This window comes from Cystobacter fuscus DSM 2262 (genome assembly GCF_000335475.2).
GTDB classification, from domain to species: domain Bacteria; phylum Myxococcota; class Myxococcia; order Myxococcales; family Myxococcaceae; genus Cystobacter; species Cystobacter fuscus.
Genome location: NZ_ANAH02000032.1, coordinates 1 through 12,472, shown reverse-complemented (window position 1 = coordinate 12,472; position 12,472 = coordinate 1). Strand labels below are relative to the sequence as shown.

General features: G+C 62.9%; 8 protein-coding genes and 1 pseudogene. 2 read left to right on the top strand and 7 right to left on the bottom strand.

Annotation, left to right across the window (positions count from 1 at the left end; all coding sequences use genetic code 11):
- Positions 1-860: 860 nt before the first annotated feature.
- Positions 861-2,396 (top strand): recombinase family protein, encoded by a 1,536-nt coding sequence (locus D187_RS35920; protein ID WP_002643382.1) that lies wholly within the window; start codon positions 861-863, stop codon positions 2,394-2,396.
- A gap of 192 nt (positions 2,397-2,588) precedes the next feature.
- On the opposite strand, the gene D187_RS35915 is transcribed toward D187_RS35920, so the two are convergent.
- A complete protein-coding gene (locus D187_RS35915) occupies positions 2,589-3,005 on the bottom strand; it encodes a hypothetical protein (protein ID WP_043433185.1) in 417 nt (138 codons plus the stop codon).
- A gap of 243 nt (positions 3,006-3,248) precedes the next feature.
- Between D187_RS35915 and D187_RS59370 the strand changes: the two genes are divergently transcribed.
- On the top strand, positions 3,249-3,551 hold the full coding sequence (locus D187_RS59370; protein WP_076606291.1) for a helix-turn-helix transcriptional regulator: 303 nt from the start codon (positions 3,249-3,251) through the stop codon (positions 3,549-3,551).
- Between the two features lie 319 nt (positions 3,552-3,870).
- On the opposite strand, the gene D187_RS55755 is transcribed toward D187_RS59370, so the two are convergent.
- From D187_RS55755 to D187_RS56505, 6 genes and pseudogenes are all read right to left on the bottom strand, one after another.
- Entirely contained in the window at positions 3,871-4,971 is a 1,101-nt protein-coding gene (locus D187_RS55755) for a M48 family metalloprotease (protein WP_155893834.1), read from the bottom strand.
- A gap of 329 nt (positions 4,972-5,300) precedes the next feature.
- Positions 5,301-5,909, bottom strand: coding sequence for a hypothetical protein (locus D187_RS55750; RefSeq protein ID WP_155893833.1), 609 nt, complete (start codon positions 5,907-5,909; stop codon positions 5,301-5,303).
- Positions 5,910-6,434: 525 nt separating this feature from the next.
- Positions 6,435-7,775 (bottom strand): hypothetical protein, encoded by a 1,341-nt coding sequence (locus D187_RS35905; protein ID WP_020918503.1) that lies wholly within the window; start codon positions 7,773-7,775, stop codon positions 6,435-6,437.
- Positions 7,772-9,922 (bottom strand): hypothetical protein, encoded by a 2,151-nt coding sequence (locus tag D187_RS35900; RefSeq protein ID WP_020918502.1) that lies wholly within the window; start codon positions 9,920-9,922, stop codon positions 7,772-7,774. Before D187_RS35900 ends, D187_RS35905 begins: the two co-directional genes overlap by 4 nt.
- 131 nt (positions 9,923-10,053) lie before the next feature.
- A complete protein-coding gene (locus D187_RS35895) occupies positions 10,054-11,394 on the bottom strand; it encodes a hypothetical protein (protein WP_020918501.1) in 1,341 nt (446 codons plus the stop codon).
- Positions 11,391-12,472: pseudogene (locus tag D187_RS56505) on the bottom strand (hypothetical protein); the annotation flags it as partial. The gene D187_RS35895 and the pseudogene D187_RS56505, both read right to left, overlap by 4 nt.

Below are 12,472 nucleotides of genomic sequence, written 5' to 3'. Positions count from 1 at the left end.
GCGGACGAGGGAGGACCGGTTGTGGCGTTCCGCCTCACTCCCGAGCGCGAGGCCGCACCGCCCACCGGGGTCTTCCGAGGGGCGTTCCTGGCTCGCGTCGCCCGGTGGCCCTTCAAGAAGGGCCTGTGGCAATCCGCCACGATGTCCCCGTGTGCAGCGCAAGCCCACGTTGGTGAAGGGAGCCTCGGGCTTCACGCACCACCCCTCCCGAGCCACCAGGCGCCAGAACTCCGGGTCGGACACCGCTCGGGCCGGAGGATGGAATCCGTGCTCCTCCCATCTGTCCACCCTGTCCTCCAAGGTAAGACTTCAGGGTGATTCGACGACCTGCCCCGACAGCGCTGCGCTCGCTTCCTTCCCGGGTCGCGAGTCCGGGAGGGTGCCGTTCGGGGAAGTTCCGGCGGGACAAGAACCGCTGCGCGTAAGACTTACCGCCCTCGAGGGCGAGGGGGACGGCCTCCACGTACCAAGCGCCCGAGATTCCAGGCGACTGGCGGTGAGGTGCCATTGGCACGGCGAATGCTCATACCTCTTTCAGGAAGGCAGCGGGGCAGGACGGGCGGCCGGGGGTGGTGGGGCGGAACGGGGTTGGACGGGCGGGTCGGGCGGGTCGGGTGGCGGGTCGGAGGGTTTTGGGGCGGGTCGGGGTTGGACGGGCGGGTCGGGCGGGTCGGGTGGCGGGTCGGGGGCGGAATCAGGGGGAGTTCGTCGGGGAGGAGCTGCTGGGGGCGGCTCCTCCCCGATTCTTTTTGGGGGCTTCGGGACCCGTCGTTCCGGACCTACACCGCCTAGACCCCCACTAGTAGGTGAGTACTCAGGACAGCGGGTCTCCCACTTTCGCTCATGACCGGAGCAGCCCGATGCCCAAGGCTTATAGCTATTTGCGCTTCAGCACCCCCGAGCAGATGAAGGGGGACAGTTACAGGCGGCAGACCGCACTGACCCAGGAGTGGCTGGCGAAGAACAAGGACGTGGAGCTGGGGGAGCTGAGTTTCCACGACCTGGGGGTATCCGCGTTCCGGGGGAAGAACGCCGAGACCGGGAAGCTGGGGGAGTTCAAGGCCGCTGTGGAATGCGGAATGGTCGAGCGCGGCTCGTTCCTCCTGGTGGAATCCCTGGACCGGCTCAGCCGACAGGCGGCCCGGAAGGCCCAGCGGCTCCTGGAAGACCTCTGCGAACTGGGCATTACCGTGGTCACGCTGAGCGATGGCCGGACCTACCACCAGGAGCTTCTGGAGAAGGACCCCTTCTCGCTCATCATGAGCCTCTTGATCTTCATCCGGGCCAATGAAGAGAGCGCCCGGAAGTCGGGCCTTCTTCAGGCCGCGTGGACCGGAAAGCGCGAGCAGGCCTCTTCCAAGCCCATGACGGCGAAATGTCCGGGATGGCTTCGGCTGAACCGGAACACGGGGAAGTGGGACGTCATCCCGGAACGGGCCGCCGTCGTTCAGCGGGTCTATCGGGAGACCCTGGAAGGCCGGGGGCAACGCGCCATCACAGCGGGATTGAACCGCGATGGAATCCCCCTGTTCGGCAAGGCGGGCCGCTGGCACCGTTCCTACACGTACCGGCTCCTGAACAACCCCGCCGTGATGGGAACGTTCACCCCGCATACCTCGGACTGGAAGGACGGGAAGCGGCTCCGCAAGCCCATTCAACCCCTGCCTGGATACTTCCCCGCCATCGTGGACCCCGAGACCTTCCAGCGGGTCCAGGCCATGGGCCAGGGTAGGTCAAGCCCTGCTCGGGGCGCCAATGCGGGAAGGGACGTGCAGAACATCTTCGGGGGATTGCTGGCGTGCCCTCGCTGTGGCGCTCGGATGAACATGATCAACAAGGGGGTGAACAGCAGGCGCTACGTGGTTTGCCGCCGTGCCCGGGCGGGCATGGGATGCCCCTATGAGTCCGTGCCCTACGAGACCCTCAAACAGGCGCTCTTGCATGACGCGGAACCCCTCCTTTGCGACCCACGCGCGGGAGGCGCTGAGGGGGATTCCGTACAGGCCCAACTGGACTCTGCGGCGGGCACGCTGGAAGCCGTGGAGGACTACCTCGCGCACCTCTGGGAGACCCATAGAACCAACCGGCTCCAGAGCATCCTGGGCGAGATCAAGGAGACAGAGGCGGAACGCGAGGTCTTGAGGAAACGAATCCGGGAACTGGCAGCCCGCCGGGACGTGGTGTTGGGGCCTTTCGTGGAGCGTCGCGCTCAAGAGGCCCTGGAAGCGCTCCGTGCGGAACCCATGGACCGGAAGCGGGTCAACGTCCTGTTCCGGAGCCTCTTCACCCGCGTGACGGTCAACCATGACCGGGGAACCCTGGAGTTCGTCTGGAAGGGAGGCGGATGCTCCAGTGTCCTCTACGCCTTTCCCAAGGACTCCGCCGTAGCCGCCTGACCACGGGCCGCCCGCCCCCAGCCACGCCAGCCGCTGGGGATGCCCTCCAGGGCCTCTGGCTGGCCGTAGGAGCCGCGTTGGAGCGTGGCGGGTCCGTCTGACCGCCCGCAGCCTCCAGGAGCCTCCCAGGGCCTCTGGCAGGCCGGACCGATGGAGCCCCGCGAGGGCCCCATGGGTCACGCCCTGGAGCACCTAATGGGCAATAGAGGGCTTCCACTCGGTCAGGAACAAGTCCCCATCATCCCGGGACTCATGAGCCGCGACCGCGTTATGCGGAGCCCAGAGAAACGCCGGGTTGACCTCTCGCCTGATAACGCCCTGAAGCAGGCCCATCCGAGCCCCCAGGAAGGACAACGTGGCGGAGACGCAGTGGAAGACGTCCCCTTGCCCTCCCACGTCCAGGTATCCGTAAAGCCCAGTGTCCGTCAGAAGCTGGGCACCCCGGAGGGTGAGGTTGAGGGCGGACAGTTCCCGCCCGAGGCTGACCACCTTGGGGCCGACTTCCTCGGGTTCGTCGGGCTCGCTGGCCTGGGGGCTTCCGACGTCTTCCGGGCTCGTCACCTCGGGGATTGTGGGCACTTCAGGAGTCTTCTTCCTACTGCGGGGCATGCGGTCCGTCCTTTCCTCTTCCGGGGCCTACCTCCCCAGTAACTCATAAACTACGTAGCTTATGAACTACCTAGGCCATGTAGCACATAGGCTACGTATCTCATGAGCTACTTCCTCCAATTAGCCCGAGCGGGCTGACCCTACCCTTCGGATTAACTTGGTACGGGGCCCTTGTGGAGACCTGACGAGTCACGTAGTTCATGAACTGTGTAGCTCAAGAGCAACCCTGCGTAAGCCCGCCCCGTGCCCACCAAAGCAGGGAAGCCCCCCATCAAGCGCGGTCGTTCGGAGGTATGGACCCGAGGCCCGACGGCCCGTGCCATCAAACGGGAGTTACTGCTTGTCGGAAAGCGGCTCCGCGAACTGCGGCTAGAGCGTGGACTCACTCAGGAACAAGCAGCCGAAGCCATTGGCGTCCACCCCAAGCACATGATCAAGATGGAGCAAGGGGGCGCGAACTTCACCATGGCGACGCTCGTAGCGGCGGCACTGGCCTACAAAGTCCCTCTTCGAGAGCTGTTCCCCGAGGATGATAAGGGGCAATAAACCAAAGGATCACGGTGGGGCTTAGGTGATTAGGTCGAGCGGCGGCGCACCCTGCTAATAGACCCACACTAGTAGAAGAGAAACTCTAAGTCACACTAGGTGGAAGACAGAGCGGGAGCACGCGGGGGGCAGTACTTCATAATTAATATTCAGTAACTCCTATGCGACCAGCCTCACCAGCTCCAATGCCATTGTGGATGGACTTCTGGCGAGTGCTGGTTCTTTTAAGCATTAGAGGTGACCCAAAGCACACCAGCCCGAGAGGACTGAATCACCTCCCCTACTGCCCTGACACGTCGCACACCTTGTTTGCAGTGCCTCAATAATCACGTCGATCAACAAGAATCGGACCCCTCCATTGCCCTAGATAAAAAGAACCATAGGTCTCAAACGTCTCGACACTAATTCTTACCCCTTCAGCAAGGTGCTCCTTCTTATCTTTTGCCATTCGCAGTGCTCTATTAATCTTCCTACGCAGGCTATTTTTCCTGCTTTTCCTTGGCAGACAACCGAAGAGATTCCATATCCTATCAACCGCATCTGGATGCGTCCGCCATGCATATGGCTTTCGCGGCAGAATCTCATCCTGTACTGAGTCAAAAACGTCCATATATACAAAAAACAATGCCGCCATCCTAAAAATAAATTCACGTCTTTCTCGCTGTCGAATGGGCAAAAATAGCGACCCCTCGTCCGCCGCGAACTCCTGCTTTTGATTGTAATTATACACCACCAACGGGGTGTCCGCAATTGACTCATTTCGAAAGGCCATAAATAAGGACTGAACAGTAGTGCCCGCAGAGTCCAAATGCTTCAACATATGGTGCGCATATTCATGTCCAATAACAAATTCCAACTGAGCCATGGTTATGACATTCAAGCGTTCTTCCAGAACGGCTGGTATTCGCCCACGGGGATCCAAGTCAAAATCGAGAGTTTCAGACTTCAACATGGTGCGCATGGCGATCAACAAAGCGGAAAATCTAACATCCTGCGGCACATCATATCCCAAATCCATGAACGACAAATTCATATAAAAGAGAAAATACCTAAGCGATTCGGACACTACGATCAAATCGCCGAACGGAGTCCTCACGCATTCTCCATTTGGATTGTTTGAGAAAACGAACCCCGCAGCGATAGATTTACATTCAATCTCTCTATCCTCCGAAAGCTCAGAAACAAAAGCATCAAACTCTCTCCGACTAAACTGATCACTAAAAGACCACCGCCCTTTGCTCTCGCGCGCCCTATGCAACATGACTCGATACAAGCGAGTATTATCCATCACGTGATTCGCACGTAACTTCAGCAAATAGTCGTCCACGTTCTTCACATCAAAAATTCTGTTCACCTCATCCGGAGAAAACAAAAATCTGTAGAATAACTTTTGAGCTTCAATCTCATCCAATTCGTTCAAGTCGTCCCCCTAATAAGATTCAACCATTGTGGAAAATCTTGAAGCCTCTTCTGCTCATGGGTGGTGCCATAGAAGTGTCTTGTCGCTCATTGATGAGTCGCACAAGAACCAAATTCACTTCATTTATTATTTAGAGCACCTAATGAAAAATGAGCGCGGAGCCCCTTTCGTCGAGGGAGAACCTCCCTCTGACTGGATTTTTCTTAGGCGCTCTTGGTCTATCCCCAGTCATCATTATTGTCGTTTTTGATGCCGCAAACAGGGAGTAGGGCAAGGGTGAAGAGCAGCAAGGAATAGCAGAACAAATCATATAAACCTCCAAGGGAAGCTCACGCAGTATCCTTATATTTCTTTTGAGGCATCCAAGGACTGACGGCAATTTCAGCTGCGAGTTCTGGATAGGACTCGGCAAACTCGCCCCCAGGATTGCCAAAGGAGTCCCACAAATATTCTATCCATGACTTCCATTCCCGGCAGAGGGCGCTGAATTCCGCATTTCGTGCTTCCTTCGCTCCCTTGTGATGGAAGTTCGCGAGGGAGACATACGCCGCCCCAAGCTGAAACAACCGCAACTCCTCATGCTTTGCATCACATGACAAAAGACGAAGAGCCTCTCCAATGCGCCTCTTGGATGCAGGAAGCTCATGGCCTTTTTGTTTGATTACAAGGCTGTAGCTATCAGCAATTTTTATTGCCATCTCTTTGGTGAGAGGAATCCTCTCTTCTAGCTTGACAGCAAGCTTTTCAGCGTAATGGGCTGGAGCGTAAGCGGCAAGGACCAGCATCCACCCCCAAAAATTGTGAGGGCTACCTATTTCTGCGAACTCGTCCCAACCCCTTAGCATTAAGGTGGCAAGAGCACTGACGGCCAACAATACTGACAGAGCAGCTATCCAGACCTTAGTAAACAACCGCAATAACCAGATAAGCTTCGGCATGTTCACCCCTCTTCATCCTCCGGCAAGAGGAGAGTAACATACCCACAGCCTCCCGCTCGATTCCCGAGTGTTCCACCCGCGCGGCTAGGTAGCGCATCCGGGCTCCCTCGGTTCCATAAGACCGCGCTGGGCGTCCTGAAGCTCCCGCAAGGCCCTCAGGCTCTTCCTCTCCGATTGGCACCGCCTGTCAACGCCCATAGACACCTTCCGACTTTTTGGATGGAGATTTTCGCGCGGGCCTACGCACTCTCTCGGAACCGGAAGTTTCCCCCCTGCCCATGGGGTCCGCTGAGCACGTTTCGAGTCCCCCCACCTCATCCCCTCAGGACACGCGCTAGGCGCATCCAGGAACGTTGTGAGCGAGGAACGGGCAAGGAAGAAGAGGCGAACTCAGCGAACCGCCTGGAGTCCTTGGATGGCATCCGCCAGAGGACCCGTAAGCAGCAACTTGCCGGGGCTTCGCGGACGTCGGTTTTTTTGGTATCAGGGGTCCCGAAGTTCCCCACAGCTTCTTTTTGGGGGCCGTCAGGAACGGTGCCGCTCGGCCACCCGGTAGAGCTGGGTGAGCGAGAAGTCCAGGAGCGCCTGGCGCGAGCGCATGTAGTGACGTGCGCGGACAAAGGGAAACCAGACGCGGTGGCCCACGAGCACCTGGGTCTCCTCGAGCTTCTCGCGCGGAATCCACCGGCCTCCGAGGTGGCGCACCAGCACCTGGCCCAGGTAGGCGCCAATGGCGGGCACCGCGTGCGCGTCGATGTTCTCCCGCAGGCGGCTCGTCGGGAACTCCTCGTGCCAGAAGTAGAAGTCGGCCTCCGTGAGGGACGCGGGTGTCGCCTCGAAGATGGAGGGCACCTTCGTGTGCAGCAGGGCCACGAGGTGCTCGGCGAGGTAGCGATAGTGCGCGCACGCGCGCTCCGGGTCCTCCACGTCCGAAGGCAGGGCGGAGTCGGCGGGGCGCCACTCCTCGGGCTCAGGGGGTTGCCATGCGTTGAGTTCGGCTATCTTCCGCTGCCGCTCGTAGCTGGCGACGTCGTCCACCACGCGCGAGAGGAGCGGAGCCATGTCTGGGTGGAAGCGGGGCTCCACGGGGGCGAGCGCCGCGCTGCGCTCGCGCAGGGTGCGCAGCACGGTGGGGAAGTCCAGGTCCGGCCGCAAGTGACAGTGAACACGGGCCTGGGCGAGGCGCGCCTCCTCGCTGGCGAAGTCCGTGACGGTGGGCCTCGTCACCAGCAGCACGCCACCATTGGGCAGTTCCTCCACCCTCCAGGCCGGTGTGGACAACATGCGCTCGCGGCCGACGGTTTCCACCAGCTTCGGTCCGAAGACGTTGAGCCAGCACACCTCGTAGATCTTGTCGAAACCGTCCCGGAACCAGGTTTCCTTGTCGCGGCCAAAATGGGGAAACCTCGCCAGGTTGATGTCATCATTGCTGTGAGCCACGGCATGGGAGACCGGGTAGCGTGAGGCCCAGGCACGTACCATCTCCACGAACTCGAGGCAGCGCTCCGCCTCCGCGAAGAAGGAGAGCGGCTTGGCGTTGATGGAGATGTCCAACATGGGCGCACGAGGGGGCAGCCAGAGGGCAAGAGTCATGTCCAACGCGGGCCATTTCGTGCGATAGAGCCCGAGACTCGTGTACACATCGTCGCGTGACTCCTCCAATGCCTTCCAGATGGCGGCACGAGTGTATTTGCGCCGCCGCTTGCCTTCAGCGACGTCTGGCATCCACCCATCTGCGTGTTCCTCGAGAGCTTGGAGGACAGGTGTCAGCTCGCTTTCACGTGGCGCACGTGGATCGAAGGCACCTTCAAAAACAAGTCGGAGGCTGTCCTCCGGCTTCAAATCGTGCACGCTCAGCCGCTTCATTGGAACAGAACCTCCACTCCCGGAATCTTTCTCTCCGTTGCGCTCAAGATTGCGTTCAGCACGAATTCATCATTGGGCTTGAGCACGCCCCCTTCGTAGACGAGACGGACCCTCTGGACGGGAACCTCTCTTTGCCCTCGAAAAAGGGGTTGGAGGATGTCTCGGCGGATGTCCAGCGCTCCGCCGTACTTGCGTAGAGCCTCTCTCGCGTCCTCCATCATCTGTACTCTCAACTCTTGTTCCTCAAGCAACGCGAGATTGCGGCTCTTGAAGCTAAATGACTCGACCCGACGTGGCCGGCCGCCGAGTTCACCCTCCTCGATGACGAGCACATCCGCGTAGCGCAAACCGGTCTCCTGTTTTTTCACGCCCACGTACGTCTCGATGCGAGGCCTGTCGAAGTCCCCAAGGAAGCGACGCTGAGCCCGAGGCAGTTTCGCGTCTTCGCGCAACAGGTTCACCATGAAGCGCTCGAAGGCGAGTCCCCGGGTGAACCCGCCCCACATCCGTTCATAGGCGGCCCAGCGCAGAGGCCCTTCGACGGCCTTCCCCTGCTCGAGTTCCCCCACCCGCTTCTCGTAGTAGGCGACGTACTCACGCCAACGCGAATTGCCCTCGACTCCGGGCGGATGAGCCTCCAGGGAGGGCCGCTGCCTCTCCAGCACCACCACGTCCCTGGGCAGACGCGGACCCGTGGCCTCGCTTTCCATCAGTGCCAGCCGAGCCTCCACCACGTCCCGGGTGAGGCCCACTTCCTCGTCCACCAGCGAGGCGATGCCCCCGGAGCGTTCCGCGGCACCACTCCGCTCGAGGGTGGAACGTGCGGTGTCGTCCGCCACGGTGGCCCCCTTCCCGGAACTCGCCCCCGCCCCACTCTTCCCCTCTGGCGCGCCCGTGGCCCCGGGCCGGGCCCGGGCCATCATCGCCTGGGCCCGGGCCACATCGCCCCGCGCCTCACGCAGGGCCAGGGCGGCATCCACTCCCCCCACCGCCACGAAGTGGCCCGCCTCCCGGCTGGCTTGGATGTCCCGGGCCAGCGCTCGCAGGCCCTCCACCCCCAGCCTCGCCTCCAACCGCCCCACCCACTCCTTCAGCGCCGTCAGGCGCGCCTCGGCCAGTCCGGTTCCCAGGGCACCGCGCGCCTCGGACAGGACGCGCGGGCCCCGGCCCCCGGCGTACAGCGCCCCGAGCAACAGGGCCGGAGCCAGTTCGCGCGTGGCCTGCTCGTACTGGCCCCGGGACAGCGAGGCCACCCCCTGCCCCGTGCCGAGCACCAGGTAATAGAAGCCCAGCGGCACGCCGAACGTCACCGCGTCGAAGCTGCCCACCGCCACGCTTCCCGGACTGAAGTGCCGCAGCGCCAGGGCCCGCTCCACCTCGTGCGCGGCCTCCTGGTAGGGCTCGAGCAACTGCTTCCACCGCGCGGACAATTCGCTGTACCGCCCGCCGTCACTCATCTGGCTGGTGGCGAGCGCATCCCGGGCCGCTCGGCCCAGCCCCCGCAGCACGTCACCGGGCCGCTCGGCCCGCTCCGCATGGGCCGACAGCGGCAAGCCTCGCCGCTCCAACTCCTCGCGCACGGTGGGCATCAGCCCCAGCGTCTGTCCCAACTGCTTGTCCCGAGCCAGCAGGCGCAGCAACGCGCGCACCTCGTCGTCATGGGCCGAGTGCAGCACGAAGAGGGCGAACACCTCCGCGTGGTAGTGCCCATAGCGCTCGGTGGCCTCGAGCAGGAAGGCGGCGCGCTTGCGGGTGAGGAGGTCGGCGGCGTCCGCGCGTATGGGCCCCAGGGCCCCCAGCCGCACGGCGCTCCAGCCGTCCAGTGCCTCCACCACCCGGGGCATGTCCACCCGCTCCTGCAACGCCACGTAGTCCCCGGGCGAGGCACATCGCAGGAAGGGGGCCAGCAACGCCTCGGCATCCCCCGCGGACAGCTCGGGCCACCCCGGAGGCAGGGCCTGCTCTCCACACGCGACAGCTTCTCCCGAGGCGGCGCCGGACCCGCCTGTCCCCTCGGCCAGGACGAGCGCAGTGCTCGCGGCGCACCCCGCCAGCACGACGACGGCCAGCAGCAACAACGCCACCCCGCCGCCCTGTTCCATGACAGCGCGGCTCACGAAGAAGCGCGCGCGGCTGATCGTTGGCATGAGGGGTTCCTCGTTGGTAGCACCACCGTTCCTCAGGATAGCCCCCCTCTCCAGTCATGACAGCAAGGAGCTCCCTGCCAACTCTCGGACTTGGCTAATGTCGATGCATCCCGCGTGATTTTGGGAGGCCGTCAGGAACGGTGCCGCTCGGCCACCCGGTAGAGCTGGGTGAGCGAGAAGTCCAGGAGCGCCTGGCGCGAGCGCATGTAGTGACGTGCGCGGACAAAGGGAAACCAGACGCGGTGGCCCACGAGCACCTGGGTCTCCTCGAGCTTCTCGCGCGGAATCCACCGGCCTCCGAGGTGGCGCACCAGCACCTGGCCCAGGTAGGCGCCAATGGCGGGCACCGCGTGCGCGTCGATGTTCTCCCGCAGGCGGCTCGTTGGGAACTCCTCGTGCCAGAAGTAGAAGTCGGCCTCCGTGAGGGACGCGGGTGTCGCCTCGAAGATGGAGGGCACCTTCGTGTGCAGCAGGGCCACGAGGTGCTCGGCGAGGTAGCGATAGTGCGCGCACGCGCGCTCCGGGTCCTCCACGTCCGAAGGCAGGGCGGAGTCGGCGGGGCGCCACTCCTCGGGCTCAGGGGGTTGCCATGCGTTGAGTTCGGCTATCTTCCGCTGCCGCTCGTAGCTGGCGACGTCGTCCACCACGCGCGAGAGGAGCGGAGCCATGTCTGGGTGGAAGCGGGGCTCCACGGGGGCGAGCGCCGCGCTGCGCTCGCGCAGGGTGCGCAGCACGGTGGGGAAGTCCAGGTCCGGCCGCAAGTGACAGTGAACACGGGCCTGGGCGAGGCGCGCCTCCTCGCTGGCGAAGTCCGTGACGGTGGGCCTCGTCACCAGCAGCACGCCACCATTGGGCAGTTCCTCCACCCTCCAGGCCGGTGTGGACAACATGCGCTCGCGGCCGACGGTTTCCACCAGCTTCGGTCCGAAGACATTGAGCCAGCACACCTCGTAGATCTTGTCGAAACCGTCTCTGTATTCAGTCTCATCGTCGCGGCCGAAATTGGGAGCGCCCGCCAATACCCTGTCATCGGTACTGTGGGCCATGGCATAGGCAACCGGGTAGCGCGAGGCCCATGTGCGCACCATCTCCACGAAGTGGCGGCAACGCTCCACCTCCGAGAAGAAGGAGAGCGGTTTCACGTTGATGAAGACTCCCAGGTTGGGAGGCAGCGGTGGAGACCAGAGACTGAGCGACATATCCAACGCGGGCCACTTCGTGCGATAGAGCCCGATGGACGTGCTTTTTTCGCCGCGCTGCTCCTCCAGTGCCTTCCAGATGGCAGCGCGGGCGTATTTACGTCGCCGCTTGCCCTCGGCGACATCCGGCAGCCACCCGTTGGCGTACTTCTCAAGCGACTGGAGAAGCGGCTCCAACTCGCTCTTCAGTGCCGCTTTCGAGTCGAAAGCGGCGTCGAAAATGAGTTTGAGGCTGTCCTCCGGCTGCAAGTCATGCACGCTCAGCGCCTTCATTGGACCAACACCTCCACACCCGGGACCAATTGCCTGGTTTCGTTCACGGCTCTCTTCAAGAAGTCTGGATCCCTGGGCTTGAGGTTGCCTCCCTCGTAGATGAGGCGGACCCTCGGGACCTGCACCTCACTGCCCCCTGGGAAAAGGGACTGGAGGGAGCCTCGGCGGATATTCAGCGTCTCGCCGTACTTCTTCAAAGCTTCCTTCGCATCCGCAACGATCTGCGCCTTCAGATCGTTGTACTTCAGTCCCGACAAATCTCGACTCTTGAAGCTGAACGTCTCCACGCGACGTGGTCGCCCGCCGAGCGCGCCTTCTTCGATGACGAGCACATCTGCGTAGCGCAGACCAGAATCCAGCTTCCTCACGCCCACCTGCATTTCAACGCGAGGCCTGTCGAAGTCGCCGAGGAAGCGACGCTGAGCCCGAGGCAGTTTCGCGTCTTCGCGCAACAGGTTCACCATGAAGCGCTCGAAGGCGAGTCCCCGGGTGAACCCGCCCCACATCCGTTCATAGGCGGCCCAGCGCAGAGGCCCTTCGACGGCCTTCCCCTGCTCGAGTTCCCCCACCCGCCTCTCGTAGTAGGCGACGTACTCACGCCAACGCGGGTTGCCCTCGGCTCCGGACGGAGGAGCCTCCAGGGAGGGCTGCTGCCTCTCCAGCACCACCACGTCCCTGGGTAGACGCGGACCCGTGGCCTCGCTTTCCACCAGCGCCAGCCGAGCCTCCACCACGTCCCGGGTGAGGCCCACCTCCTCGTCCACCAGCGAGGCGATGCCCCCGGAGGAGCGTTCCGCGGCACCACTCCGCTCGAGGGTGGCGCGTGTGGCGTCGTCCGCCACGGTGGCCCCCTTCCCGGAACTCGCCCCCGCCCCACTCTTCCCCTCTGGCGCGCCCGTGGCCCCGGGCCGGGCCCGGGCCATCATCGCCTGGGCCCGGGCCACATCGCCCCGCGCCTCACGCAGGGCCAGGGCGGCATCCACTCCCCCCACCGCCACGAAGTGGCCCGCCTCCCGGCTGGCTTGGATGTCCCGGGCCAGCGCTCGCAGGCCCTCCACCCCCAGCCTCGCCTCCAACC